Genomic DNA, 26,459 nt, shown 5'->3' with positions numbered 1-26,459 from the left:
GTGAGGGGCCGGGCCCGCCGTTGCCCGCCGCTCCATCGGTGAGAAGGACCTCACACCCTGGCCCGGAATGCCGCAGCCGGTCGCGCGGTTGTGATCTGCGGGTGATGGTGTGGAGTCCGGGTGTCGTGGTGCGGGAGCGCACGACGGCGCCGCGAGGCGCGGTGTGCCGGAACCTGCCGCTCACGCGGCCCGTTCACTTCGCGACTGCCCCGACCATGGAGGTGCCGTGACCGGTTCCCGACCCCGCCGCACTCGACTTTCCGCGCTGCGCCCCGCGAGCTTCGGCGCCGAGCCCACGGGGGAGCGGCTGGCCAGGATGCGCAGATCGCCGCAGTTCGTGGACGGACAGTTCCGCAATCCGGCGCCCACCAGGCAGCTGCTCCACGGCTCCGCGCTGCCGATGGCACGTACACAGCTGAGCCGGGAGGGGCGGCTGCGCCGGGCGCCGGTCGGCCGGATTCCGGTGCACCGCCCGACCGCCGAAGACTGGGGCCGGCCGCCCGCCTCCGGGCTGCGGCTCACCTGGATGGGCCATTCGAGCGTGCTGGCCGAGATAGACGGGCGGCGGGTGCTCTTCGACCCGGTCTGGGGTGAGCGCTGCTCGCCCTTCACCTGGGCCGGACCCAAGCGGATGCACCCGGTGCCCGTCGAGCTGGACGCGCTCGACCCGGTCGACGTCGTGGTGATCTCGCACGACCACTACGACCATCTCGACATGTCGACGATCCAGGGCCTGATCCGCACCGGCGCGGCCTTCGTCGTCCCGCTCGGGATCGGCGCCGACCTGGAGTTCTGGGGCGTTCCCGAGGAGCGGATCACCGAGCTGGACTGGCACGAGAGCACCCGGGTCGGCGGCCTGACCCTCACCGCCACCCCCGCCCAGCACTTCTGCGGCCGCGGACTGCGCGGCCCGCAGCACACCCTGTGGGCCTCCTGGGTGGTCGCCGGCCCCCAGCACCGGATCTTCCACAGCGGCGACACCGGCTACTTCTCCGGGTTCGCCGAGATCGGCGCGGCGCACGGCCCGTTCGACGCGACGATGATCCAGATCGGTGCGTACAGCGATTTCTGGCCGGACATCCACATGACCCCGGAGGAGGGGCTGCGGGCACACGCCGACCTGTCCGGCGGCAGCCCGCAGGGGGTGCTGCTGCCGATCCACTGGGGCACGTTCAATCTCGCGCCCCATCCGTGGTCCGAACCCGTGGAGCGCACGGTCGCGGCGGCGCGGCGGGACGGTGCGAAGGCGGCCGCACCGGTGCCGGGCAAGCCGTTCGAGCCCGCCGACGAGCCGGTCGTGGAACCCTGGTGGCGGGCCGTGGCCGTGCCGCCGGTTCAGGGCTGGCCGAGTTGGCCCCCGGCGCGCGTCGCGCCGGCGAGCGCCGTCCGCGAGCCGTCGGGAGCCGCCGAACCGTCGGGACCCTCGGGAGGGGCATCCGCGGAGGCGCCAACCCCCTCTTTTTGAACGGGAATTCGGATCGACTCGCACTGGCGTGCGCGCCTCGCCCACCCAGGGAGGTGGCGAGGGGTAGCGAAACCCCGAAGTAGGTCCGAACCCCACCCCGGCAACAACTAGCGTGCGTGCTCCGTGAACTGCCAACGGCCGATCCGGAGGGCGCCCATGCCTACCGCATTCCCCCAGGGGCCCCAGACGTCCCAGGAGGCTCCCAGGTCCCCAGAGACCCGGGACTTCCCGGGGGCAGCCCCCGTTCCCGCCGTCAGACGGCGGGAACGGGAGGGCGGACGACACGGCCGCGCCTCCTTCCCCGAGTCGGCCGCCGACTCGGCGATACGGTCCCGTCTGGTCCGGCTCACCGCCGTCCCCTGCCTGCTGACCGCGGTCGTCTGCACCGCCGTCGCCGCCTTCGTCGTCCAGGCCGGCGGCGCCCGGATCACCAGCCGGGAATGGGTGGTGCTCTCCGGCGGACTGGCCATCGTCTGCGTCATCGTGCTCACCGCGAGCGCCGCTGCCAACTCCGAGGCCCGCGCCACGGTCACCCGCTACGCCCGGCTGCGTCAGGTCTGCGCCCGCAGCCAGTCCGACCTGTACGACCTCCTGGACCGGGTGCGCCAGGGCGAATGGCTCCAGCGCCGCGACCCCGAGGCGGTCCTGGTACCCACCGGCGACACCCTCGACCTGCTCGCCCATGAGGTGGCCGCCGCGGGCCGGGCCGCCGAGTCCGCCGTCGTCGACGCGGTCGCCATCGCCCGCAGCAACGCCAGCGGCAGCGAGCAGAAGGTCGAGGTCTTCGTGAACCTCGCCCGCCGGCTGCAGTCCCTGGTGCACCGCGAGATCGAGCTGCTGGACGAGCTGGAGAACCAGGTCGAGGACCCGGACCTGCTCAAGGGCCTGTTCCACGTCGACCACCTGGCCACCCGCATCCGCCGGCACGCCGAGAACCTCGCCGTCCTCGGCGGCGCCATCTCGCGCCGCCAGTGGAGCCGCCCGGTCTCCATGACCGAGGTGCTGCGCTCCTCGATCGCCGAGGTCGAGCAGTACCCGAGGATCAAGCTGGCGCCGCCGATCGAGGGCACCCTGCGCGGGCACGCCGTCGCCGACGTCATCCACCTGCTCGCCGAACTCGTCGAGAACGCCACGATCTACTCCGCCCCGCAGACCCCCGTCATGCTGCGCGCCCAGCTCGTCACCGCCGGCCTGGCCGTGGAGGTCGAGGACCGCGGCCTGGGGATGTCCGCGGACGAGCAGACGCGGATGAACGCCCTGCTCGCCGACCCCGACCACGTCGACGTCGACGAGCTGCTGAGCGACGGCCGGATCGGGCTCTTCGTGGTCTCCTCGCTCGCCCGCCGGCACGGCATCGTCGTCCGGCTGCAGAGCAACATCTACGGCGGAGTGCAGGCCGTGCTGATCGTGCCGCAGGGACTGCTCGGCGCGGAATTCGCCGACGGGGAGGCGGGCGGTGCCGGAGCGCCGCGCATCGGGTCCCCGGACACCGACCCGGCCCGCGAGCACGGGACGCACGACAGCGGTCACGCCCCCGAGGAGGCCGGCCACGACCCTCACGGCCGCGGCGGCCCTCGGACCGCGGCCATCCCCGCGCCCGCTCCCGCCCCCGACGACACCCTCGGCACCCCGCGGCACGCCTACGACGAGCTCGGCGCCCCGGCCCCCGCCCAGGCCTCCGAGGACACCGATCCCGGCTCCGGCGCGCCCCGCCGCCGACTGGTCCACGCCGCGGGCACCCACCACCCCGAAGCCGCCATGGCCGATGCACCCACCCCCGACCCGCACCGCCCCGAGGCCGCCCGCGGCACCCCCGCCGATCCCGGCCCGGTCGTGCTGCCGCCCGCGCCGCCCGCTTCCGCGGACAACGGCGCCCGCCCCCGGCTGCCGAGGCGGCACAAGCAGACGCACCTCGTCCCCGAGCTGCGTGGCGATCCGATCCTGCCGTCCCCGGCGCGCCGTACGGGCCCCGAACCCGAGCACGACCCCGGCCTGATGGCCGCCTTCCGGCGCGGCTTCAGCCTCGCCGACGACAGCCATGCCGGCCCCGCCGGCGACGACGGCACCACTCCGGCCCACGGCGGCGAAGCCGGCGGCCCGGCCGGCGGTGCCCCGCTCCACGACCACGACCACGATGCCCCGATGGCCCGCCCCCGAGGAGACGACCGCAACCATGGTGAGTGATGTGCGTGCGCAGGCGCAGACGCAGCTGCAGAGCAGTCAGCACACCGATCTGTCCTGGCTGCTGACGGGGCTCGTCCAGCGCGTGCCGCACGCCCGCAGCGCGCTCCTGCTGTCCTCGGACGGTCTGGTCAAGGCCGCCCATGGCTTCGACCCCGACAGCGCCGATCACATGGCGGCCCTCTCCTGCGGCCTGTACTCCCTCGCCCGCAGCGCCGGAGCCCGCTTCGGCGAGGGCGGCGACGTCCTGCAGGTCGTCGTCGAGCTGGAGTCCTCGTTCCTGTTCGTCTCCACTGCCGGATCGGGCGCCTGCCTGGCGGTGCTCGCCGGGCGCGAGGCCGATGTGGCGGTGCTGGGCTACGAGATGTCGATGCTGGTCAAGAGCGTCCGGCCGTACCTCGCCACCCCCGCGCGCCACCAGGCGTCCGCGGGCGGTCGTTGACCGCGGCCGTGCGTCGGCGGCAGCGGGCCCACGAGCCGTGGTACGACGACGCCGCGGGCCGGCTGGTCCGCCCGTACACCATCAGCAACGGCCGGACCCGTCCGACGGCGCACTTCGACCTGCTGACCATGGTGATGGCCACCGGCCGGCGGCCCGTCGCCGCGCAGGGCCCCGAACACGCCCAGGTGCTGGGGCTGTGCGGCGGGCCGGTCTCGGTCGCCGAGATCGCCGCCCACATACGGCTGCCCGCCGTGGTCACCAAAGTGCTCCTCGCCGACCTCGTCGACTGCGGGGCGCTCACCGCGCGGGCCCCCGCGGCCGTTTCGGCGGGGCCCGCCTCCCGTACCGACCGAGCCCTGCTGGAGGCGGTGCTGAATGGACTTCGCAAACGACTGTGACGCCCGGCCGGGGCATGCCTCGGCCGATCTCTTCCCGACGGCTCTGAAGATCCTGGTCGCGGGCGGCTTCGGGGTCGGCAAGACGACCTTCGTCGGAGCGGTCAGCGAGATCGAGCCGCTCAGCACGGAGGAACTCCTCACACAGATCAGCGTCGGCACCGACGATCTGGCGGGCGTCGAGGAGAAGCAGACCACGACCGTCGCCATGGACTTCGGCCGGATCACGCTCGGTCCCGAGCACATCCTCTACCTCTTCGGGACGCCGGGACAGCAGCGCTTCTGGTTCATGTGGGACGAGCTGTCCAACGGTGTGCTCGGCGCGGTCATCCTCGCCGACACCCGCCGCCTGGACCAGTGCTTCGCCGCCGTCGACTTCTTCGAGCGGCGGGGCATCCAGTTCATCGTCGCCGTCAACGAGTTCGACGGCTCCTACCGCTACGAGCCGGACGAGGTCCGCAACGCCATGGACCTCGCCCCGGACACCCCCGTCGTGCTCTGCGACGCCCGCCTGTGCAGCTCGGCCACCCATGTCCTGGTCTCGCTCGTCCAGCATCTGCTCACGCCCGCCCTCACCGCGTCCCCGGAGCCGCCATGAACCACCCCGCCTCCCGCGTCCCGTACGTCTCCTACGACCCGACGCGCCATCTGCTGCTCACCCCTCAGGACGACGAGGCTCCGGCGCGGGTGGCCCGGTTGCGCGCCCTGGGCATCGGGGACTCCCCGCTGCCCGCGTTCGACGACTTCGCCCGCAAGCTCGCCCGGATCACCCGGGCGCCGTACTCGATGGTCAACTTCATCGACGAGCACCGGCAGTACTTCGCCGGCCTCTACACACCGGCCCAGGACCAGGCCGTCGAGCTGGGACCGGCACCCGCCAGCGCCCAGCCCGGCCGGGAGATGGACCGCGACCACGGCTACTGCCCGCACGTCATCGTCCGCCGCAAGGCGCTGGTGCTGGAGGACGTCTGCGACTATCCGCGGTTCGCCGGCAACCCCGTCGTGGACGAGATCGGCATCCGCTCCTACCTGGGCGCGCCACTGATCGACCGCACCGGCATGGCGCTGGGCACCGTGTGTGTCGTGGACCTCGAACCGCGCCCCTGGGGGCGGGAGGGGCTGGCGACCATCAAGTCGATGGCCGCTGAACTCGTCGAGCAGATCCACCGCATGGAGGAGCGGCAGAGCGGCACCAGCTGATCCGGGCGCGGTGCCCGACGCCGCGGCCGGCCCGGTGCCGCGGTGGGCCGGTGGTCACGGCGGCTCCGGGGCGGGGCCGGCCGCTCACCTCAGACGGGCGAACCACGAACGCTGCCGGACCGGGCCGGTGCGCTGTCCCGGCACCGTGGCCTGGACGTCCTCGACCGGGACCGGGTCCGCGACGGCGTCCGCGGCGTCCTCCTCGGACCACTCCGACGGCTCCAGCCGCAGCAGCTCCGCGAGCCGGGCGGACCACTCGCCCTTCGTCTGGCCCAGGGCGATCTCGCCCAGGCGCAGCAGCTGGACGTCGGAGGTGCCGGCCGGCGCGAAGATGTGGTGGGCGTCGCGCAGGAAGCGCTCGACGGGCCGGTTGGTGAACAGCCCGCACGCGGCATGGATGTCCATCGCGTCGCGCGCCGACTCCAGCGCCGACTCCACATTGACCAGCTTGGCGTTCATCAGCTCCGCATCGCACGGCAGGCCCTGGTCCAGCAGGTGCACCGCGTGGTACGCGGACAGCCGGGCCAGCAGCAGCCGCGACTGGATCCGTCCGAGCTTGAGCTTGATGTTGCCGAGGTCGGCCAGCGGTCTGCCGTAGCGCTCGCGCTGCGCGCAGAACGTCGTCGTCTCGTCCAGCACGGCCTGGTGGATGCCCAGCGAGACGGCGGTCAGATTGGGCCGGCCGTACAGCACGCTGGAGGAGTACGCGACGGACAGCCCGTCGCCCTCCCGGCCCAGCAGGTTCGCCGCCGGGACCCGGCAGTCGTCGAAGCGCAGTTCGCCGAAGCTGAAGCCGTGCAGGCCCATCGCGGGCTGCTGCGGCGCGACCCGGCAACCGGGGCTGCCGGAATCGACGAGGAACGCCGACAGCCCCTTGGAGCCCTCGCCGGTGCGGACGACGACGCCGTGCAGATCGCCGACATGGCTGTTGCCGACGTAGATCTTGCGGCCGTTGAGGAGGTAGTCGTCGCCGTCGCGGACCGCGGTGCTCTCCATGCCCAGGACGTGGCCGCCGGACTGCGGTTCGGTGACGGCGATGGTCGGCAGGCAGTCCCCGGAGGCGATGGCCGGCAGCCAGGTCTTCTTCTGCTCCTCGCTGCCGAAGTGGACGATCTTCGCGACGCCGAGCTGGGACGCCTGCACCATCGCGCCCATCGCGGCGCTGACCCGGGAGAGTTCCTCGATGATCAGGGTCTTGGCGACATGCCCGGCGCCCATTCCGCCGTACGCCCGGTGCACCGTCGCGCCGACCCAGCCCTGACGGGCGATCTGCCGCGAGAGGTCGCGGCAGACGGCACGGCTCGCCTCCATCTCCGCGATCCGGGGGCGGACCTCCCTTTCGGCGAAGTCACGCACCCGCTGCCGGAGTGCCTCATGCCGCCGGTCGGTGAAGTAGCGATGCAAGACGAGCCCTCCTCCACGATCTTCCCCCGTGCCGGCCGCACCCGGGGCCGCCTGGCGGCGCCGTGCGCAGTGGACGTTCCGGAACGTGATCTATCGCTTACCGTGTGCAATACCCGTTGGCATACCTGCTGCGGGCGGCACAAAACATCAACTGAGGGCATTCATGGCAGGAGTTGGAGTGCGAAGCGGGGGCGCACCACCCCGGTCCGATGAATGGCGTGGCGCGGTTCCCCAGACCCCGGAACCGCGCCACCCCACGCCACCCGACCGCCAGGCGGTGGGCGTCAGTGCCCGTGGTCGCAGCAGGACTCACGGCGCTGCTGCCGGCCCACCTCCAGCCAGTCCGCCACGGACGGCCGCAGGGCGCGGGCGGCGGGCGCGGGGAAGGAGTCGACCAGCTCCCGCTGCTCGAACAGCCGCCCGCCGCGCAGCACCCCCGAGGTCCGCACCAGCGAGTCGAAATCGCTGAACGGATCGCCGTCCACCAGCGTCATGTCGCCGAGCTTGCCGACCTCCAGCGTGCCCAGATCCCGTTGGGCGCCGAACACCCGGGCGGGCAGCGCGGTCGCGGTCCGCAGCGTCTGGCTCACGCTCAGGCCGCCCCGGTGCAGCGCCCGCAGGCACAGATGCAGGCCCAGCCCCACCGGCGTCAGCGGCTGGTCGGTACCCAGCGCGACCAGCCCGCCCTCGCGCAGCACCCGCCGGTAGACGCCGACCTCGGTCCCGATGTCGGCCAGCTGCGCGGGAGTGGGGCGATGCCCGGCGTTCTCCCGTACGAGCGCCAGGTCCCAGGGCGGCATCAGCCGTCCCACCCGTACGTCGTCGGCCAGCGCCGGATCGTCACCGAGCAGCGCCTCCGCCGAGAACGGGGTCGCGAGGAGATGGAAGTCGCCCTTGGCGTAGACCTCCTCGACGTCCTGGTAGGCGCGCCCCGAACGGGACACCGCATGCCCGAACTCCAGGCGCTGAGTGGCCTGCAGATGGGTGGTCAGGTCCTGGCCCAGGTGGACGCCCGGGGTGAGCAGATGGCTTCCGGAGCGGACCCCGAGCCGGTCATGGGCGAAGCGTGCGGCCTCCTCCATCACCCAGCCCGGCGCTCGTACGTACGTCTTGACGAAGTCCCAGTCCAGCGCGGCGCCGCGGGCCAGCGACCGCCGCAACCCCGCCCGGGTGCGGTGCGCCCGCCCCATGCTGTAGGCGACCCGCCCGCCGTCCAGCAGCTCCCCGCAGGTCAGCAGCCGTGGTCCGGCGAGCGCACCGGCCGCCACCGCCTCCCGGATGCGGACCTGTTCATAGGAGAAGCCCCCGCAGGAGACCGCGGTGGTGATGCCGTACGCCAGCTGCAGCGCGGTCTGCCGGCCGCCGTACGTCGTCTGCCAGGGGTGGGTGTGCGCGTCCCACAGGCCGGGCAGCACGGTGCGTGCGGACGCGTCCACCCGGCGGGCCGCGCCGGACCGGTGCGGGCGGTGCGGCTCCACGGCGGTGATCCGCCCGTCGCGCACCACCACATCGACGTCCTCGCGCACCGTGTCGCCGGTGCCGTCCCAGAACCTGCCCGCGTGGACGACGGTGTCCCGGGCGCGCGACGGCCGGTGGGTGAGGGTGAGCGGGACGCTCCGGGCCGGGCCGCCGGACACCGGGATCAGCCGCAGCCCGCCCGCCGAGAGATACAGCAGCGTGCGGGAGTCGCCGGACCACGAGGGGTGGTCGGCGCTCTCGTCGGTCAGCCGCCGCGGCGCCCCGTCCGGCGCCCCGTCGGGCCGCACCGGCAGCACCCACAGCGCGGACTCGGCGATCAGCGCCATCCAGCGGCCGTCGGGCGACCACACGGGCCCCGAGTCGTAGCGGTCGGAGATCGAGACATGCTCGGCGAGCGCGAACAGCCGGTCGGCGCCGGTCTCGGTGTCCACGACCCGGATGACGTTGTAGCCCTCGCGGAAACGGCGGTTGAGGCGGTTGCGGTCGCAGTAGGCCAGATAGCGGCCGTCCGGTGACCAGCTGGGTCGTCCCGGCAGTCCGCCGGCGCCCATGGGCGCGGCCAGCACCCGCTCCTCGCCGTCGGACAGGGTGCGTAAGACGAGGTTTCCGCTCATGTCGAGCGCGGCCAGCCGCCCGCCGTCCGGGGACAGCGCCGGCTGCACCCGGCCTCCGGTGGCCAGCACCGTCTCCTCGCCGGAGGCCACATCCCTGCGGCGCACCGCGAACAGCCCGTCCCGGTCGTCGGCGTACAGCAGTGCTCGCCCGTCGCGGGACCAGCTCGGCGCCAGGACGTAGCGGGTGGCATCGGCCCGGACGATCCTGCGGGGCGCGCCGCCTCCCGAAGTGGGCGCCACCCACAGCGAGTTGAGGGCGGCGAAGGCGACCTTGCGGCCGTCGGGGGAGAGCGCCGGCAGATGCACCCCGCGCACCGGGCCGGGGGCGGTCCGCTCGAAGCCGTAGTCCTTGACGCGGTAACCGGGGCGGTCCAGCGTCATCCGGGCGGTGAACGCGATGGTCTCGACCCGCTGCGGGGCGTCGGGCCGGACGATCCGGAACTGCCCGCCGACCGTCAGCAGCAGCTCGTCGCGCGAGACCCAGCGCGGCGGCACCGGTTCCACATCGCCGTCGACGGCCACCGCAGCGCCGTCCACCACCAGTGCGCAGGTCGGCCCCGGATAGTCCGTGGTCCGCAGATAGGCGAGCCGGCCGGCGGGGGACAGTGCCGGCACCATCACCTGGGCGGCCGAGGAGTCGGTGTGCTCGGTGCGCACCGGGCCGCTGCCGTCGGCGGGCACCGAGGCGACCGTACGGCAGGTCAGCGTCGCGCCCGACACCCGACCCCGTACGAAGAAGATCCGCGAGCCGTCCGGGGACCAGCACGGGTCGAAGTCCTCCCAGGCGCCGTCCTGATGGGGGCCGTCCTGGCCGGCCAGTCCGGTGACCCGGGTCAGCCGCCCGGTCTTCACCTCCAGCACCCACAGCCGGTAGGCGCTGCCGGACACCGCGTCCCCGCCCCGCTCCGAGGCGAAGGCGATCCGGGTCCCGTCCGGGGACCAGGCGGGACCGCGGTCGTCCCACGGGCCGTCGGTCAGCTGCCGGAGCCCGGACCCGTCGGTGGCGAGCGTCCACAGGTGGAAGTTGCCGCCCCGGTAGGCGCACAGGGCGATCCGGCGGCCGTCGGGGGAGTGCACCGGACGGGTGGGCTCCAGGTCGGGCGGGGTCAGCGCCACCGCGTCGCCGCCGGCCCGCGGCAGCGACCACAGCACGTTCTGGATCTCGGCGATCAGTCGGTCGCCGGCCGGTGCGAGGGAGGCCGCGCCGTTGGTGGCGGCCGTGAAGGACAGCACGGTGCCGGGTGCCCCGGCGCCGCCGGCCGCGGCGGTGGGGGCGGCGACACCGGCCAGGCCCGCCGCGGCGGCGGCCGAGGCGGTGCCCTGCAGAAATCTCCGGCGGGAGAGCGGTGAGGGGCGAAGGGGGTCGGACGGAAGGGGGGAGCCGGGCGGTTCGGGGGAGTTCTCGCAGCGGTCCGTGGTGTCCAACGGTCCTCCTGTGTCAGGCGGTTGCGTCACTGGTGCCGGGAAAGAACCGGCTGATCGTGTCACGCCGCGCGGCCCAGTGGTCAACTCCGCTACGCGCGCCCCATGGCGAAGGGCCGCCCGGAGCGCCAGAGTGGGCGCCGACGACTCGTCAGCCACCGCCCCGGCAGTCAGGAGACGATGCCATGCAGGCCATGCAGCAGGACTTCCACCAGGCAACGGACGGTGCGCGGATCGCCACCTACACCTGGCTCCCGGAGTCCGGGCACCCGCGCGCCCTCGTCCAGATCGCCCACGGTGCGGCGGAACACGGCCGGCGCTATGACCGCTTCGCCCGCTTCCTGACCGGTCTCGGCTATGGCGTCATCGCCTCCGACCACCGTGGCCACGGCGCCACCGCCGCCTCCACCGGGGGCCGCGGTGTGGTCGGCGCGGACGCCTGGCGCGCCGTCGTCGCCGACCTCAAGGGCATTGGCGACCACGCGGCCGCCGCCCACCCCGGCACCCCCCTGGTCCTGCTCGGCCACAGCATGGGCGCGATGCTGGCCCGCGACTACGCCCAGGAGTACGGCGCCGACCTCGCCGGTCTGATCCTCACCGGTACCTTCCGCACCCTGCCCGGCCTCGACCTCGAGGGCGCCGTCACGGACCTGGAGGCGGAGATCGCCGTACGCGGACGCGCCACGCTCTGCGACTTCATCCCGCGCAACTTCAGCTCCTTCAACGACGCCTTCACCCACCGCACCGGCTATGAGTGGCTCTCCCGAGACCCGGCGGAGGTGGACGCCTACGTCGCCGACGACGACTGCGGCTTCCCGTTCTGCGCCGGCCTCGCCCTCGACTGGGTCCGCGCCATCCGCAAGATCAACGACCCGGCCAACCTCGCCCGCATCCCGCGGGGACTGCCCGTCCATGTCGCCGTCGGCGACCTCGACCCCTGCCATCAGGGGATGACCCTGGTCCATGAGCTCCTGGAGGACTTCCGCTACCTGGGCACCCGCGATCTGACCTGGAAGGCGTACCCCGGCGCCCGCCACGAGATCCTGAACGAGACCAACCGCGACGAGGTGCACGACGACCTGGCGGCCTGGCTCGGCAAGCACGTCTGAACCGGGCGCGGAGCGCGGCGGGCCCGCTGACGGCGCTCCGCGGCGCCCCGTGGCGCCCTCAGGAACGTCCCGGCAGGAACCCGACGATCCGCTCGCGCAGGCCGCGCGGGTCCAGGCCGTGCGCCGCCAGGTGCTCGTCGAGCTGTCCGTAGCGGCGCAGCTCCTGGCGGCCGACGCCCAGCCCCAGCACCCGGTGCGCCCGGTCCGCCAGCGCGTCATTGGCCAGGCGCGTCGAGGTCCCCGCCAGATACGGCTCCACGACCACCACGTCCGAGGCGTCGGCCGCCCCGGTCGCGGCGCGCAACGACGCGGCGTCGAAGGGCCGCACGGTCGTCGCGTACAGCACGGTCACATCCAGCCCCTCGGTTGCCGCGAGCACGTTGTCCAGCATCGGGCCGACCGCGACCACCACGCCACGGCGCCCCTGCCGAACGGTGGTGAACCCGGCCCCGTCCACGGGCCGCGGCGCGTCGTTGGCCTGCATGGACAGTCGTACGTAGACCTTGTCGTCACCGGCCGCCGCGGCGTGCCGCAGCAGCGTCTCGGCCTCGTCCGGATGTCCGGGCACATGCACGGTCCAGCCGTCGAGCGTGTCGAGCAGCGCCACATCGCCGGGCGACATATGGGTGAAGCCGCCGCTCGGCCAGTCGTAGGAGCCGCCGGCGCTCACCAGTACGCCGCCCACGCCCTGGTGGCCGAAGTCCAGCTTGACCTGCTCGAAGGGGCGCTCCACCAGGAAGCTGGCGAAGGTGTGCATGATCGGGCGCAGCCCGGTGAGCGCCAGCCCGCCGCCCACCCCGACCAGCAGCTGTTCCCGGATGCCGACGTTCACCACCCGGTCCGGATGCCGTTCGGCCGCCCCGGCGAAGCCGTCCACGCCGATGTCGGCGAGGACGACCGCCAGCCGCGGATCCTCGTCCAGCAGTCGCGAGGTGACCGAGGCGAAACGCTCACGCATGGTGTCCATCACTGAAATCCTCTCGAAGTCCTGCTCGGTGTCATGGCGCCCGGACGCGGGCCGGGCGGGGCGGTCAGGCGCCCTTGGGCTCCACACGGGCGACCACCGCGTGCGGACGGCCCGGATGCGGTGCGCCGAAGGCCGCGTGGAGCGCCTCGTGGTCGCGGCCGTCGACGGTGGCCGCGGACCAGCCGGCGGCCTCGAAGCGGGAGGCGATACCGCCGCGCCACCCGTGCGTGGCGGAGGAGTTGTCGATGACCAGGGTGTGCAGCCGCTCCAGGCCCGCGGCGCCCGCGTAGGCCACCGCCTCGTGGTTGCTGCCCTCGTCCAGTTCGGCGTCGCCGATCAGCACCCATACGGCCGGCTCCGTCAGGCCCTGCGCCCGCAGCCCGAGCGCGGTGCCGACGGCCAGCGGCAGCCCGTGCCCCAGCGAGCCGCTGCCGATTTCGGCCCCGGGCACCAGCAGCCGGTCGGGGTGGTGGCCGAGCGGGGAGTCGTACGAGCCGAAGCCCGGCAGCAGGTCGACGGGGAAGAAGCCCTTGGCGGCCAGGACCGCGTAGTAGGCCATCGGCCCGTGGCCCTTCGAGAGCAGGAAGCGGTCCCGCTCGGGGGCCGTGGCGGTGGCGGGGGAGACCCGCAGGACGCGGTCGTAGAGGACCCAGAGGGCGTCGAGTGTGGAGGTGGCCGCCGGGCCGTGCTTCTCATCGCCCGTCATCAGGCCCATCAGGCGGGGGAGTTCGTCGAAGCCGAGTCGCGGTGCCGGTGCGGCCGGCGTTTTCGTCGTCGTGTTCGTCATGCGTCGAGCGTGCAACCTCAAGCGCGCTTGAGGTCAAGCGCCGGACCGCCGGCCCGGAAGCCCTCGGTCCGGCATGGCCGGAATCAGACCTGCCCTGGCTTGAAGACGTCCTGCTCGATCAGGAGCTTGTCGATCCGGGCCTTGTCCACCCGGTTCGTCACCTCCTCCACCTCCTGGCGGTCGCGTACGCACTTGGCCAGCGTGAAGGCCGAGGACACCACGAAGACCAGGCCGATGGCGAGGAACCCGCGCTCCCACGGCCCCACCGGCAGCTTGATGATCCCGATCGCCAGCGCCGCCAGCGACAGTCCGAAGGAGATCGCGGCCTGCACGAAGAAGGCCGTCGTCGTCGGCCGCTGAATCGAGGGAGTAGTCATGCGCGTAGCGTGGCGGCGCGGTGACACCGGCGCATGAGTACGGGTACTCATCCTGTCCGCCGGGCGGCCCGCGCCACGGGGCCGGAATATGGCAGCACCCACCCTCTGACATGCGGTATTGTTCTCGTGCGCGGTCAGCCGGGACATCCCGGCCGGAACGGGCATCGGGACGTGGCGCAGCTTGGTAGCGCACTTGACTGGGGGTCAAGGGGTCGCAGGTTCAAATCCTGTCGTCCCGACCAGCGACTTTTCGCAGGTCGGAAGCCGTCTTCTCGGAAGAGGAGGCGGCTTTTTCGCGTTCTCGCCGCGTTCTCCTCGCGCTCCTCGGTTTCCCGGTTCTCCTGGCGCCCTCGTTCTTCGCGCCCTCCTGTCTCCCCCTGCTCTCCTTTCCTGCCTCCGGCCGTGCGCGCGGGGCGCGGTCCGGCCTCGCATGCTTTCGCCGTCACTCAACTCCCCGTTAAGCCCGGCGGGCCTCACTGTCCGTAAGTGGACTGGTGCGGCGCGTTCGTGGCATGACAGGATGCGGAACACAACGGGGGCGGCCTTAACTGTTCGTTGGGCCCGATCGATTGGGGACGGTCAGCATGGGCGTGGGGGGCGAGGGCCGGTCCGACGGGGCGGGGGGTGCGCTCGCGGAGCGGCTCAACCACCTCTTCGCGAACATGCACCCGCCGGGGGCCCCGTACACCAACGCCTTCGTGGCCGACGAGATCAGCGGCGGGGTGGAGGAGTACGGAGGGGTCACGGTCACCGAGCAGTACCTGTCGATGCTGCGCAACGGCCGGCGGGCCAATCCGAGCCCGGAGCTGCTGCGGGCGCTGGCCAAGTTCTTTGCCGTGCCGGTCGGTTATCTGCTGGGAGACCTCTCGCAGCCGCAGGCCGCGCGGGTGGAGGAGGAGGTCCGCTTCCTCGCCGCGATGCGGGATCGGCGGGTGCGGGCCATCGCGCTGCGCTCCGTGGGGCTGCCTCCGGAGGTGCAGGACAGTCTGACGACGATCATCTCCCAGTTCCGGCAGCAGATGAACCTGCCGGCCGACCCGCCGGAGCAGGGTGGTGACCGGCGCGGTGAGTGAGGCGATACGGACCGCGGAACGCGACCAGATCTTCGCCATCTGGCAGCGGACCGGACACGAGGACGGGACGAGCATGCGAGTGGGCCAGATACGCAGGCGGTGCAAGCGGCTCATCAAGGAGCTGGCACTGCCCGCCGCGACCGATCTGCGCGGGATGTGCGACCTGGTCGCCGCGCGTGTGGAGCGGCCCGTCCATCTGGTGCCGATGAGCCTGGGCGGGGTGGTCTCGGGCATGACGGCCGTCACCGACGACGGCTACTGGATCTTCTACGAGCTGCGGACCTCGCCCTGGCACCAGGCCCACATCGTGCTGCACGAGCTGGGCCACCTCCTGCTGGGGCACGCCCAGGACCCGACCGTCACCGAGGACGCGCTGAAGCTGTGGACGCCGTCCGTCGACGTCACCACCGCCCTCCGGCGGATGGGTCTGACGACGGGCCTCGCCCGGCACCACGGCTACGACAACCTCGCCGAGCGGGAGACGGAGGTGCTCGGCACGCTCCTCATGGAGCGGGTGGCGCCGTCCGCCGCCGACCAGGAACTCCCCCTGGAGGGACCGGCGGCCGAGCTGGCGGCGGCGCTCGGCCCGGCCCTGCAGCACATCCGGCGGGAACAGGACGCACCGGCGGGCGGCGCGGGCTCCGGTGGCGCCGCCGCGGGCGCGCAGCAGAACGGGGGCCCACGTGTTTGACGTCGTCTATCTGTCGTTCGGGCTGGCCGCCTGGGCGATCGTCGGCTACAAGTCCGTCGCCTGGTTCCGCGACCGCAGCAACGCCGACCTGGGACTGGCCTGTGTGATGACCGGAGGCGTGGCGACGGTCTTCCTCTTCTCCGCGCCGAGCCTCTACCGCGCCTTCGACCGGATGGTCGGCGTGGCCAACCTCGCGATGGTCTTTCTCTACTCCTCCGTCGTGGTGTTCGCCGCGGGCGCGTTGGTGCTGCTGCTGCGCTGGACGGCGGGCGAGGGCGCCGAGGCGCGCGCCCGCGCCCGGGGCAGGGCGCGCGCCGCCGTCGGCGGTGTGGCCGCGCTGTGGGCGGTGGCCGTCACCGGCTTCGCCGTCGGCCGGCCGGACGCCGTCGAGCACCCCCGCGACTTCAGCACCGCCTACACCGACTCCCCCGGGGTCATGCTGTTCCTGGTGCTGTATCTGGCCATCTTCGGATCGAGCCTGGCGGGCCTGGGGACGCTCTGCCCCCGCTACGCCGCCCGGCTCGGCGGCACGTATCTGGCGCGCGGTCTGCGGGTGCTGGCCGCGGGCTGCTGGCTCGGCCTGGTCTACTGCGCCTGCAAGGCCGTCGGCTTCGTCCTGTCCTGGACGGGCCACCCCGCGCTCTGGCTCTCCAACGGGGTGGCGCCGCTGAGCGCGTCGGTCGCGGCGATCCTGGTGCTGGCCGGCTTCGCCCTGCCGGCCGCCGGCCCGCGCGTCGCCGCCTGGCGCCGGCTGCGCCGCCTCTCGCCGCTCTGGCGGACCGTCACCGCCCAGACGCCCGAGGTCACGATGGAACCCCGGGCGTGGTCGGTGCGCTGGCCGTTCGCCGATCTGGAGTGGCGGGCCAATCGGCAGATGGCCGAGATACGGGACGTACAGCGCGGAATCCGCCGCCATGTGGAGTCCGACGCCCTCGACATCGCCCGCGAACGGGCCCGTGCGGTCGCGCTCGACGACCGGCAGCTGGCGGCCGTCGCCGAGGCCGCCGCGCTCCGCCGCGGCCTGGAGAACCGCGCGGTCGGCCACGTCCCCGCCCACGGAGCCGACAGCGTGGTGGTCGCCACCGGCTCCGAACAGGCCGAACTGGTCGCGGAGTACGAACACCTGGCGCTGGTCGCGGACGTCTACCACTCGCCGCTGATCGAGACCGTGCTGACCGAGCTGCGTCAGCGGAGCGCGATGGCGCACGGCTGACACCGCCACAGACGGGGTGGCCCGGCACGGGGGTCCGGGCCGCCCGGCACGACGGAGGCGGCACCGGTCCCCGCGGACCGGTGCCGTCCCCCTATGCCGTGGGACGGGGCCGAGCACCCGGGCTCTGCCGTACGGACAACCCCTAGAGTCGGGATCATGCCTGAAACCGCCGAGACCGGCCCCGACGCCCCCCTGGACATCACGCCTCTGCTCGACGATCCGTACGCCGCCTACGCCGCGCTGCGGGAAGCCGGGCCGGTGCACCGGATCACCGGTGCGGACGGGAACCCCGCCTGGCTGGTGACCCGTTACGAGGATGTCCGCAGTGCGCTCGCCGATCCGCGGCTCTCGTTGGACAAGCGGCACGCCGCCCCCGGCGGCTTCCGCGGCTTCGCGCTGCCGCCGGCGCTGGACGCCAATCTGCTCAACATGGATCCGCCGGACCACACCCGGATCCGCCGCCTGGTGGTCAAGGCCTTCACCCCGGGCCGGGTCGAGGCGCTGCGCGAGCCCGTACGGCGGGTCGCCGAGGGCCTGTTGGACGCGATGGAGGAGCGCGGTGGTCCGGCGGATCTGATCGCCGACTACGCCGGGCCGCTGCCGATCACCGTGATCTGCGATCTGCTCGGCGTCCCGCAGCACGACCGCCGCGACTTCCGGGCGTGGACGGACCGGCTCATCACCCCGGATCCGGCGCGGCCGGAGCTGATGAAGCAGGCGATCGGCGCGATGCTGGAGTTCTACACCGGTCTGATCGCGGCCAAGCGCGCGGAGCCGGGCGACGATTTGCTCTCGGATCTGATCGCGGTGCGGGACGAGCCGGACGGCGGAGGCGGCGGCGACCGGCTCACCGAGGACGAACTGACCTCGCTCGCCTTCCTCATTCTCTTCGGTGGATACGAGAACACCGTCCACCTCATCGGCAATGCCGTGCTCACCCTGCTCGACCACCCCGACCAGCTCCGTTTGTTGCGGCGAAATCCGGCCGAACTGCCGGCGGCGGTCGAGGAGTTCCTGCGCTTCGACGGCCCCGCCCCGCTGGCGATCCGGCGCTTTCCCAAGGAGGACGTGGAGATCGGGGGCGTACGGATCCCGGCGGGGGAGAGTGTGCTGCTGGCGATCGCGTCCGCGAACCGCGACCCCGCCCGTTTCCCCGATGCCGACACCTTCGACCGCGGCCGGGACCTCTCCGGGCACCTCGCGCTGGGCCACGGCATCCACTACTGCCTCGGCGCCCCGCTGGCCCGCCTGGAGGTCGTCACCGCCCTGGAGGCGTTGCTCGCCCGCTTTCCGGGACTGCGACTCGACGTTCCGCGGGGTGATTTGCGGCACCGTCGGGCACTTCGTGCGCGTGGCCTGAATTCGCTGCCCGTCGCCTGGTAATCGGCAAACGAACACGTTTTTGAGGCGCAACCGTTCGCCCATGCGGTAGAAATGTTCCTGAGACCCGCCCGGTGTGCATCCCCCGTCGCACCGGGCGGGTCCTTCTTTGCAGGTGTTGCAGATGCGACACGCCCGGCGTCCAGGGATCCGTTTGGCCCGTCTGGCTCACCCGCTGTGCGAACAGGGCGTTCCCTACTTAGCGTTACCGCATGGCAAGTGACGCGCGTGTGTCCAAGAAGGCGGCCGCAATGGCCCTGGTGGCCGTCGTGGGTGTGTCCCTGACGTCCATACCGGCCGCCGCGAGCGGGCCGACGGCCCGTCAACCCGCGAAGACCACGGACGGGGTGCAGGCGGTCGCCGCCCCCGGCGCGCCGAGCCTGCCCAGCGGGCTGAGCGCTCTGTCCTGGATGGTGGCCGACGCGGAGACCGGCAATGTGCTGGCCACCAAGAGCCCGCACCGCAGGCTCGCCCCGGCCAGCACCCTCAAGACGCTGTTCGCGGTGACGGTCCTGCCGAAGTTCTCGTCCGACACGGTCCGGCAGGTCAGCTCCGCGGACCTCGCGGGCCTCGGGGCGGGCAGCAGCGTCGTCGGCGTCCGGCACGGCCACCGCTACACCGTCGCCGACCTGTGGCGCGGGGTCTTCCTCCGCTCCGGCAACGACGCGGTGCACGTGCTGGCCGCGATGAACGGCGGCTGGCAGGCCACCGCCCGCGAGATGCAGCAGACCGCACGGGAACTCGGCGCGCGCGACACCACGGTGAAGTCCCCCGACGGCTATGACGCGCCCGGCCAGGTGTCCTCCGCGCACGACCTGACCGTCTTCGCCCGCGCCGGGCTCGCCCAGGAGGACTTCGCCCGCTACTGCGCCACCGCCCGCGCCCCGTTCCCCGGCCCCGGCGGCACCACCCAGATCGAGAACACCAACCGCATGCTGGTGGGCTCGCACGGGCTGCCGCGCTACCCCGGCATCATCGGCGTGAAGAACGGCTACACCTCCAAGGCCGGCAACACGCTGATCGCCGCCGCCCGCAGGAACGGCCGCACGCTGCTGGTCACCGTGCTGAACCCGCAGTCACAGGTGGTCAACGGCGTCTACAAGGAAGCCGGCGCACTGCTGGACTGGGGCTTCCGCACGGCCGGCGACGCGGAACCGGTGGGCACCCTGCACGCCGTGAGCGCCGCGTACGACGCCCGCGCCCAGGGCGCCCGCGGCGCCTCACCCTGGCGCCCCGCCCTCGTCCTCGGGGCGGGCGCCGCCGGGATCGTGGTCATGGGACTGGGCGCCATGCTCGCCCGCTGGCGGGACCCGCGCGGCCGCGCGGGGTAGGCCGACGGCTCCGCGCGTCCCGGCGGAGCCCGACGTCCTCCCCAGGGCCGTCCCTAGCCGGCCGGGCGGTTCCCGGTCGCGTCCCCGGCGGTCCGCAGCCGGGGCGCGGCCCCGGCCGCCGAGACGGCGCCCGGAGCGGCCAGACGGCCCGTCAGTTCCCGGGCCCAGGCCACCAGTCCCCCGATATCGATCCCGTAGGGGGCGACCTCCGCGTACGGCCTGATGGCCGCCGTCCCCCGGTCGAGCAGCGCGGTACCCCCTACGGCGTTGCCCCGGGCCGCATGGGTGAGTCCCACCGCGAGTTGGGCGAGCCCCCGCCACAGCTCGCGCTCCGCCTCCGGGGCCGTCTTCCAGGCGTCCTCCAGCACCTCATGGGCGTGGAACGGCATCCCGGCGTCGAGCAGCCGCTGCGCCTCGGCCAGCGACTGCGCGGGCGCACGGACCACCCCCTCGGGCTGCCGGGCCACGCCGGGGGCGCCGTAGGGCAGCGGGCGGCCGAGGCCGTCGCGCGGGCGGGCGTTACGGGCCCGTCCCTGCTCGTCACGGTCCCTGCGGGGTTCGTTCCGGGGCTCCTGGGTGTCGTTCACCCCTCAATTGTGCGCCCCTGACGGCCGCCCCGTACGGCGACGCCGTGGCCCGCGCGCCCGGTGCGGGTCCCTAGGGGACCCGTACGGGGGAGGAGGCGTCCGGCACGGCGAGCGACGGGCGGCCGCCGCCGTCCGCCGGTACGGTCCAGACGTCGAAGGCCCGGCCCTCGCGGCCCGGCAGGGCGTAGGCGAGGGTGTGGTCGTCCAACCAGGCGGCCTGGTCGTCGACGCTGCGGGCCTCGGCGAGCGGGTGCTCGCGCAGGGTGCGCAGATCCAGGACGTACAGCCGCCAGGGATCGGTGGCGCCCGAGCGGACCCGCTTTTTGAACGCCAGGCGGGTGTTGTCCGGCGAGAGCGAGGGGCACTCCACGTTCCCGCGGATCGTCCGCGCCGCCCACCTGCGCAGATCGCCCTGGACGAGGTACGTCTTGCCCTTGGTCGAGACGGTGGCGTAGAAGCGGTTGTCGTCGCGGGCGAAGGTGACACCCCAGTAGTTGACGTCGGGGGAGTGGTAGCGGCGGCCGTCCAGCGTGAGCGGGATCTCCTCCATGTTCTTGATCAGGTAGCCGGTGCGGGTGTCCAGGATCGAGGTGCGGGTGGAGAACGCGGTGGTGGCGTAGGAGTCGCCGGTGGCGAACATCGTCCACGACAGCATCCGCCCGGAGGCCGACACCCGGGCCCGGTTGGGGATGCCGGTGAGCGCGATCCGCCGTTTCTCGCGCAACCGCCGGTCCAGGACCACGGCGTACGACCGGGGCGGGATACCGGGGCGGCGCAGCAGACACAGGCCCGTCCCGGCCGCCGCGTGGAAGCGCTCGCAGGCCGGCCCGCCCGTGGTGCGGCGCCCGGTCCGGGGCGCCGAGGCCGCGCCGGTGCGGCCGTCCGGTGCGGGGAGCCGTGCCACCCGGCCGGAACCGGCGCCGGTGCTGCGGAAGTACAGCCGGCCGTGGTCGAGGCCGAAGGCGGAGGCGGCGTCGGTGGGTTCGGCGCGCCGGGCGGCGCCGATCGTGTAGGCGACGGCGACGGTGGCGAGGACCGCGGTGGCGGTGAGCACGGCGACGATCCGGGCCCGGAGGGAGACCGCGGCGAACCGGGCGGACAGGGAGGGGGCGGGGCGGGGCGGGGTCATGCGCGCGACGGCTGCCTTTCCGGGCGGTCCGGTGGGTTCGGCCCGGCCGGGCGGTCCCGGCGGGGGAGCAGGGCGGCGGCCGCCACCAGCGCCAGGGCCAGCGCGATCGCCGCGAGGCACAGCGCGGGACGGGTGCCCCACAGCGTCCAGGCGGCGCCGAATCCGGCCGCCGCCAGCAGCCGGCACAGGGCCTGGCCCGTCTGCAGCAGAGCCATCCCGCTCGCCCGCCGTGCGGCCGGCAGCACCGGGCCGGCGAGCGCCATCAGCACACCGTCCGTGGCGGCGTAGAACACCCCGAGCAGCAGCAGGACACCCACCAGTAGCACCGGACCGGCACCGGTCGTCAGCAGCAGGACATAGCCGGCGAGCAGCGCCGCGTGCCCGCTCAGGAACGGCACCCGGCGGCCGATCCGGTCACCGAGCCGCCCGGCCGGCACCGCGAGCAGCAGATAGACCGCGGCCGCCCCCAGCGGCAGCAGCGGGAACCAGCTCACCGCGAAGTCCAGCCGGCGCTGGAGCAGCAGATACAGGAACGAGTCGCCGATGGTCGCCGCGCCGAGCAGCGCCGCCGCCACGAAGACCCGCCGGAACGCGGGGTCGCGCAGCGGCGCCAGGAGCCTGGTGCGGGGGCGGGGCGCGGCGGCGGGTACCTGTGGGTGGCCGGGAGCGGCGGCCGGTGGCCCGGCGCCCGGCCCCCGGTGGCCGGCGGCCACGGCGGCCATGGCGGCCCTTCCGGGCACGAACGCGACCAGCAGCAGCACCCCCACCAGCCCGACGCAGAAGCTCACGACGAACACCGCGTCGTAGGCGTCGGCCGTGGCCCACAGCAGGGCGAACGCCGCGAGCGGGCCCAGCAGCGCACCGGTGGTGTCCATCGCGCGGTGCACGCCGAAGGCCCGGCCGAGCGCGTCCGGCGGGGCGCTCAGCGAGATCAGCGCATCGCGCGGGGCGGTGCGCACGCCCTTGCCGATACGGTCCGCGGCGAGCGAGGCGCCGATGCCGAGGGTGCCGCCGCCGGCGAGCAGCAGTCCGAGCCGGGACAGCGCCGAGAGCGCATAGCCGGCCCCGGCGACGAGCTTGTGCCGTCCGCCGCGGTCGGCGGCATGCCCGCCCAGCAGCCGCACCAGCGCGGTGACGCCGTTGTAGAGGCCGTCGAGGAAGCCGAACTGGAGGGGGGAGAGCCCCAGTTGGAGGACGAAGTAGAGGGGCAGCACGGCGGTGACCATCTCGGAGGAGATGTCGGTGACGAGGCTGACCGCGCCGAGGGCCATCACCGGGCCCCCGACGCGGCCGCGCGTCACCTGTGTCGCCGCCGCGGCCGCGTCCGTGGTCGCGAGATACATCGGTCAGACCGCCCGTGGGTCCCGTCGGTTGGTCAGTGGCACTGGTAGGCGGGGCTGCGGTCCTTCGTCTGCCCGTCCGTGCCCACCAGCTCCCAGGAGAAGCCGGTGTCGGTGAAGTTCAGCTTCACCACTCCGAAGGTGTCGGTGAGCCGCTTCTCGCTGTTCGGCTGGACCTCCTCGATCTTGTACGGGTTGGCTCCGCCCATCCCGGCGAGGAGTTCGACGATTCCGTTCTCGTCGGCCTTGCCGTCCGCGTTCTGCGGTGCGAAGCGCTCGTAGTGGTGATCGTGGCCGTTGAGGACCAGCTCGGCCTTGGCGTCCTGGAGCAGTTTCCACACCGGGCGGCTGACCGGGTCGTTGCCGTGCTCGCCGGACGAGAAGAGCGGGTGGTGCCAGTAGGCGGCCACGCACTTCTTGGAGTTGGCGGCGAGGTCGGCCTTGAGCCAGTCGGTCTGCGCCCGGTCCAGGCTGTTGGAGTCGAGCGCGATGAAGTGCCAGCCGTCCTGGTCGAAGCTGTAGTAGCTCTTGCCCTTGGGGTAGGCGACCGTCCCGAAGTAGGCCTTGTAGCCGGCCAGTTCGCCCTCCGGGTCGTAGGTCTCGTGGTTTCCGGGGGCCGGGTGCGTCTTGCTCTTGAAGGCGCCCCAGCTCGTGTCGTAGTAGCGCTTGAAGTCCTTGAGCCGGGCGTCGTCGTACTGGTTGTCGCCCATGGTCAGCACGAACGCGGGGTCGATCTGCTTCACCAGCGCTGCGGTCTTGGGGTGTTCGCAGTCGCTGTCGCTCGCCGTGCACCGCTCGGCGATATCGCCGGCCGCGACGGCGGTGAACCCGGCGGCGTGCGCGCCCGCCGCCCGCTCGGGCGCGGCATCGGCCCGCCCGGCGTTCGACCACAGCGCCACACCGCCGACGAGCGCGAGCGCCGCGCCCGCGGCGACGGGGATTCCCCATCGGCGGCTGCCGGTCGGGGGCGTGCGCCGCCGGGGCGGCTGTACGGGCATGTCGGCGCGAGGGGAGGTCATATCCGTCTCCTGGGTCGGCGTGGGGGAGCCGTCCCGAGGAATCCTGGCGTCGGGCCATGTACGCGTCAAGAATCTGGGCGTTATTGTTAGGAAACTTTCCTACCCGACCTGCCGATGTCTCCCGCCCGGCCCGCCCGGTGTCGACCCACTGGGCGCGGCGGCGGCCCGGCTCACCCCAACTCGACCTCGTAGAAGCAGAGATGGTCCTTGATCTGCGCGACCTCGGGGTGCGGCTCAGGGTAGGCCCACGCGATGTCCTGCGGGCCACCGGGAAGTGACCAGTAGGAGGCGGTGCCCTTGAACGGGCAGACGGTGTGGGTCTCGGAGGGGGTCAGCAGGTCGGTGCGCACGTCCTCCGGCGGGAGGTAGTAGCGCACCGGGCAGCCGGTCTCGGAGAGCAGCAGCGGGCGGCGGCTCTCGGCCAGCAGCTGCCCGCCGACCGTGACGCGGACGTGGTCGGTGCCCTGATCGATCTCGATCCGGTGGCCTCGGACGGTGCTCATGGTCGGGTCCCTTCGGTCGCGGAGGAACCGCTTGCGGACCCTCCTGCCGTTGCGGTCTCCAGCGTAGGAGGACCCACTGACAATCCGCCCGCACCGCGGCCCGTACCTCGCGCATCGCCCGCGCGATCCGTGGTGGGCGACCGCCCTCGGGGGTGGCACCGGTCGCCTGCCGGACACGCTCGGTGACCTCCCCCGCGTTGTTTGTGACCTCGGCTGGACCCTCCGCAATCCGGGTGAATGTGGCAAAGTGACGGCATGGCTGACCGGGCAGCGAAGCAGCCCACCGTGTCGGTGCCGGACGACTGGCCCGCCCACCCGGACCTGACACTGGCCCTCAACGGCATGGGCGGCTTCGACTGGGACCTCGACAGCGGGCTGATGCACATGGACCCACCCGCCCTCGAGGTCTTCGACCTGCGCCCGTCCGAATACGACGACCGCCCCGAGAGCCTCAGCTCCCGCGTCCCGGCCCATGAGGCCGCCCGGCTCGACGCCCTGGTCGCCAGGGCCCTGAAGGACGGCAGCGACTCCTACGGCGCCTACTTCCGGGTGCGGCTGCGCGACGGGCGGCTGCGCTGGACCCACGCCCAGGGGAGCATCCGCCGCGACCCCACCGGCCGGCCCCGCCGGATCATCGGCGTGGTCCGCGACGCCAGCCACGAATACACCCACGCGGCCGAGCGGCTGGCGGTCGACGAGGAGCGCCGCCGGCACACCAGCGTCGTCGAGCGCACCACCGCCGCCCTCGCCCACGCCCGAACCGTCGGCGAAGTGATCGCCGTGCTCGCCGGCGAACAGGGCCTGAGCCGGCTGGGCGCCGAGAACGTCATCCTCGGGCTGGTCGAGGCGGGACGTATCCGGTTGGTCTCCGAGGGCAAGGCGGGCAGCTATGTGCCCGATCTGGAGTACACGCGGGTCGGCGACGAATTCCCGATGAGCGAGGTGGTGCGCACGCTCACCCCCCGCTACGTGCACAGCAGGGACGAGTTCAAGTACGGCTACCCCCGGCTGTGGCCCGCCATCGAGCCGCTGAACGTCAACTCCGCCGCGTATCTGCCGCTGATCGCCCAGGGCCGCCCGATCGGTGTGATCGGCCTGTTCTTCGAGCGGGAGAGCGACTTCCGCGACCAGGAGCGCAACGTGCTGGTGGCGCTCGGCAGCAGCATCGCGCAGAGCCTGGCCCGCGCCATGCTCTACGACCAGGAGCACGAGATCGCCGCGGGCCTCCAGCAGGCCATGCTGCCGCGCCGGATACCCGGCATCCCCGGCGCCCAGGTCGCGGTCCGCTACCGCTCCGCGCGCATGGGCCGGCACATCGGCGGCGACTGGTACGACGTGATACCGCTGCCCAACGGCCGGGTCGGGGCCGTGATCGGCGACGTCCAGGGCCATGACACCCAGGCGGCGGCGCTGATGGGCCAGCTGCGGATCGTCCTGCGCGCCTACGCGGCCGAAGGACACTCGCCCGCCACCGTCATGGGCCGCGCCTCCGCCTTCCTCAACGAGCTCGACACCGACCGCTTCGCCACCTGCACCTACGTCGACGCCGACCTGAGCACCGGTGCGGCGCGGATCGTCCGGGCCGGCCATATCGACCCACTGCTGCGGCACGCCGAGGGCATCTGCCGCCGGCTGCCGGTGGCCGGCGGGCTGCCGCTGGGCATCTCCTCCGAATTCCGGCGCCTCGACTACCCCGTCACCACCGTCCAACTCGCCCCCGGCGACACCCTGCTGCTGTGCACCGACGGCATCGTCGAACAGCCCGGCACCGACCTCGACGACGGCATGCGCGAGCTGGCCCGGGAGGTCCGCGACGGCCCCCAGGACGTCCAGCAACTCGCCGACCGGCTCTGCGAGTCGGTGGGGGACCGCACCGGCGAGGACGATATGGCGCTGCTGCTGCTGAGGCGTCTCGGCGCGCCCGAGCACGACACCGTCGGGCGGTTCCGCCAGCACATCGCCCCCGCCGACCCCGAAGGCCTCTCCGCCGCCCGGCACATGATCCGGTCCGCGGTGCGCGCCTGGGGCGCGGCCGACCGCTCCGAGGAGATCGAGCTGGTCGCCGACGAACTGATCACCAACGCGCTGCTGCACACCGACGGCGAGGCCGTGGTCAACATCCGGATGCCGCACAGCGTCGAGCGGCGCCTGCGGCTGGAGGTCGAGGACCACTCCAGCAGCCTGCCGCGACGCCGCGAACCGGGCGAGGCCGGAGTCTCCGGCCGGGGCCTGCTGCTCGTCGACCGGCTGGCGGATGTCTGGGGTGTGGAGCCGCGCGGCGGCGGAAAGTGCGTATGGTGCGAGTTCAACTGCCCCTGACCGGGGTGGGGGTACCTCCCGCGTCAGCGGGG

23 protein-coding genes and 1 tRNA gene are annotated in these 26,459 nt (G+C 73.2%); 14 read left to right on the top strand and 10 right to left on the bottom strand.

The features are described from left to right. Nucleotides 1-226: 226 nt before the first annotated feature. From ACFWZH_RS14735 to ACFWZH_RS14710, 6 genes are all read left to right on the top strand, one after another. Complete coding sequence (locus ACFWZH_RS14735; RefSeq protein ID WP_384429629.1) at nucleotides 227-1,465, top strand: MBL fold metallo-hydrolase; 1,239 nt, start codon at nucleotides 227-229, stop codon at nucleotides 1,463-1,465. Between the two features lie 156 nt (nucleotides 1,466-1,621). Further along, a complete protein-coding gene (locus ACFWZH_RS14730; protein ID WP_384429626.1) occupies nucleotides 1,622-3,649 on the top strand; it encodes a sensor histidine kinase in 2,028 nt (675 codons plus the stop codon). After that, on the top strand, nucleotides 3,639-4,088 hold the full coding sequence (locus ACFWZH_RS14725; protein WP_384429623.1) for a roadblock/LC7 domain-containing protein: 450 nt from the start codon (nucleotides 3,639-3,641) through the stop codon (nucleotides 4,086-4,088). The genes ACFWZH_RS14730 and ACFWZH_RS14725 overlap by 11 nt, the downstream gene beginning before the upstream one ends. Nucleotides 4,089-4,096: 8 nt before the next feature. Continuing rightward, nucleotides 4,097-4,486, top strand: a complete 390-nt coding sequence (locus tag ACFWZH_RS14720; RefSeq protein ID WP_384429620.1) for a DUF742 domain-containing protein — start codon at nucleotides 4,097-4,099, stop codon at nucleotides 4,484-4,486. Next, on the top strand, nucleotides 4,464-5,081 hold the full coding sequence (locus ACFWZH_RS14715; RefSeq protein WP_384429617.1) for an ATP/GTP-binding protein: 618 nt from the start codon (nucleotides 4,464-4,466) through the stop codon (nucleotides 5,079-5,081). The genes ACFWZH_RS14720 and ACFWZH_RS14715 overlap by 23 nt, the downstream gene beginning before the upstream one ends. Continuing rightward, complete coding sequence (locus tag ACFWZH_RS14710; protein WP_384429614.1) at nucleotides 5,078-5,683, top strand: GAF domain-containing protein; 606 nt, start codon at nucleotides 5,078-5,080, stop codon at nucleotides 5,681-5,683. Before ACFWZH_RS14715 ends, ACFWZH_RS14710 begins: the two co-directional genes overlap by 4 nt. 84 nt (nucleotides 5,684-5,767) lie before the next feature. On the opposite strand, the gene ACFWZH_RS14705 is transcribed toward ACFWZH_RS14710, so the two are convergent. Continuing rightward, nucleotides 5,768-7,087 carry an acyl-CoA dehydrogenase family protein gene (locus ACFWZH_RS14705; RefSeq protein ID WP_384429611.1) on the bottom strand — a complete coding sequence of 440 codons (1,320 nt, stop codon included), beginning with the start codon at nucleotides 7,085-7,087 and terminating at the stop codon, nucleotides 5,768-5,770. A gap of 284 nt (nucleotides 7,088-7,371) precedes the next feature. Next, nucleotides 7,372-10,605 carry an amidohydrolase family protein gene (locus tag ACFWZH_RS14700; RefSeq protein WP_384429608.1) on the bottom strand — a complete coding sequence of 1,078 codons (3,234 nt, stop codon included), beginning with the start codon at nucleotides 10,603-10,605 and terminating at the stop codon, nucleotides 7,372-7,374. 182 nt (nucleotides 10,606-10,787) lie between these two features. Here ACFWZH_RS14700 and ACFWZH_RS14695 point away from each other — a divergent pair, with 182 nt between their 5' ends. Next, on the top strand, nucleotides 10,788-11,711 hold the full coding sequence (locus ACFWZH_RS14695; protein ID WP_384429605.1) for an alpha/beta fold hydrolase: 924 nt from the start codon (nucleotides 10,788-10,790) through the stop codon (nucleotides 11,709-11,711). A 58-nt stretch (nucleotides 11,712-11,769) separates the two neighbouring features. Here ACFWZH_RS14695 and ACFWZH_RS14690 read toward each other — a convergent pair whose 3' ends face one another. The 3 genes from ACFWZH_RS14690 to ACFWZH_RS14680 all read right to left on the bottom strand — a co-directional run bounded on the left by ACFWZH_RS14690 (nucleotide 11,770) and on the right by ACFWZH_RS14680 (nucleotide 13,842). Continuing rightward, the gene (locus ACFWZH_RS14690) at nucleotides 11,770-12,678 is read right to left on the bottom strand and encodes a transketolase family protein (protein WP_384429602.1); all 909 of its coding nucleotides are present in this window, start codon (nucleotides 12,676-12,678) and stop codon (nucleotides 11,770-11,772) included. Between the two features lie 64 nt (nucleotides 12,679-12,742). Beyond that, entirely contained in the window at nucleotides 12,743-13,465 is a 723-nt protein-coding gene (locus ACFWZH_RS14685; RefSeq protein WP_384429600.1) for a transketolase, read from the bottom strand. 83 nt (nucleotides 13,466-13,548) lie between these two features. After that, a complete protein-coding gene (locus tag ACFWZH_RS14680) occupies nucleotides 13,549-13,842 on the bottom strand; it encodes a YiaA/YiaB family inner membrane protein (RefSeq protein ID WP_384429597.1) in 294 nt (97 codons plus the stop codon). Between the two features lie 165 nt (nucleotides 13,843-14,007). On the opposite strand from ACFWZH_RS14680, the gene ACFWZH_RS14675 reads away from it, so the two are divergent. The 6 genes from ACFWZH_RS14675 to ACFWZH_RS14650 all read left to right on the top strand — a co-directional run bounded on the left by ACFWZH_RS14675 (nucleotide 14,008) and on the right by ACFWZH_RS14650 (nucleotide 19,530). After that, nucleotides 14,008-14,084, top strand: a tRNA-Pro gene (locus ACFWZH_RS14675). 342 nt (nucleotides 14,085-14,426) lie between these two features. After that, nucleotides 14,427-14,915, top strand: a complete 489-nt coding sequence (locus ACFWZH_RS14670) for a helix-turn-helix domain-containing protein (RefSeq protein ID WP_384429594.1) — start codon at nucleotides 14,427-14,429, stop codon at nucleotides 14,913-14,915. A 79-nt stretch (nucleotides 14,916-14,994) separates the two neighbouring features. Next, a complete protein-coding gene (locus ACFWZH_RS14665) occupies nucleotides 14,995-15,606 on the top strand; it encodes a hypothetical protein (RefSeq protein WP_384429701.1) in 612 nt (203 codons plus the stop codon). After that, nucleotides 15,599-16,819, top strand: a complete 1,221-nt coding sequence (locus tag ACFWZH_RS14660; RefSeq protein WP_384429591.1) for an MAB_1171c family putative transporter — start codon at nucleotides 15,599-15,601, stop codon at nucleotides 16,817-16,819. The genes ACFWZH_RS14665 and ACFWZH_RS14660 overlap by 8 nt, the downstream gene beginning before the upstream one ends. 156 nt (nucleotides 16,820-16,975) lie before the next feature. Then, nucleotides 16,976-18,202, top strand: a complete 1,227-nt coding sequence (locus ACFWZH_RS14655; protein ID WP_384429589.1) for a cytochrome P450 — start codon at nucleotides 16,976-16,978, stop codon at nucleotides 18,200-18,202. Nucleotides 18,203-18,411: 209 nt separating this feature from the next. Then, nucleotides 18,412-19,530 (top strand): D-alanyl-D-alanine carboxypeptidase family protein, encoded by a 1,119-nt coding sequence (locus tag ACFWZH_RS14650; protein WP_384429586.1) that lies wholly within the window; start codon nucleotides 18,412-18,414, stop codon nucleotides 19,528-19,530. 53 nt (nucleotides 19,531-19,583) lie between these two features. Here ACFWZH_RS14650 and ACFWZH_RS14645 read toward each other — a convergent pair whose 3' ends face one another. The 5 genes from ACFWZH_RS14645 to ACFWZH_RS14625 all read right to left on the bottom strand — a co-directional run bounded on the left by ACFWZH_RS14645 (nucleotide 19,584) and on the right by ACFWZH_RS14625 (nucleotide 24,108). Then, the gene (locus ACFWZH_RS14645; RefSeq protein ID WP_384429583.1) at nucleotides 19,584-20,117 is read right to left on the bottom strand and encodes a DUF309 domain-containing protein; all 534 of its coding nucleotides are present in this window, start codon (nucleotides 20,115-20,117) and stop codon (nucleotides 19,584-19,586) included. A gap of 70 nt (nucleotides 20,118-20,187) precedes the next feature. Further along, nucleotides 20,188-21,246 carry a hypothetical protein gene (locus tag ACFWZH_RS14640; protein ID WP_384429580.1) on the bottom strand — a complete coding sequence of 353 codons (1,059 nt, stop codon included), beginning with the start codon at nucleotides 21,244-21,246 and terminating at the stop codon, nucleotides 20,188-20,190. After that, nucleotides 21,243-22,589: an MFS transporter gene (locus tag ACFWZH_RS14635; protein WP_384429577.1), complete on the bottom strand. Its 1,347-nt coding sequence runs from the start codon at nucleotides 22,587-22,589 to the stop codon at nucleotides 21,243-21,245. The genes ACFWZH_RS14640 and ACFWZH_RS14635 overlap by 4 nt, the downstream gene beginning before the upstream one ends. Before the next feature lie 32 nt (nucleotides 22,590-22,621). Then, entirely contained in the window at nucleotides 22,622-23,605 is a 984-nt protein-coding gene (locus ACFWZH_RS14630) for a metallophosphoesterase family protein (protein ID WP_384429574.1), read from the bottom strand. 170 nt (nucleotides 23,606-23,775) lie between these two features. Beyond that, nucleotides 23,776-24,108, bottom strand: a complete 333-nt coding sequence (locus ACFWZH_RS14625; RefSeq protein WP_384429571.1) for a DUF427 domain-containing protein — start codon at nucleotides 24,106-24,108, stop codon at nucleotides 23,776-23,778. 255 nt (nucleotides 24,109-24,363) lie between these two features. Between ACFWZH_RS14625 and ACFWZH_RS14620 the strand changes: the two genes are divergently transcribed. Beyond that, a complete protein-coding gene (locus tag ACFWZH_RS14620; protein ID WP_384429568.1) occupies nucleotides 24,364-26,427 on the top strand; it encodes a SpoIIE family protein phosphatase in 2,064 nt (687 codons plus the stop codon). The last annotated feature ends 32 nt before the right edge of the window (nucleotides 26,428-26,459 follow it).

This window comes from Streptomyces sp. NPDC059008 (assembly GCF_042749045.1).
In the GTDB taxonomy this organism is placed as follows: Bacteria; Actinomycetota; Actinomycetes; order Streptomycetales; family Streptomycetaceae; genus Streptomyces.
This window is presented reverse-complemented; position numbering and strand designations above follow the sequence as displayed.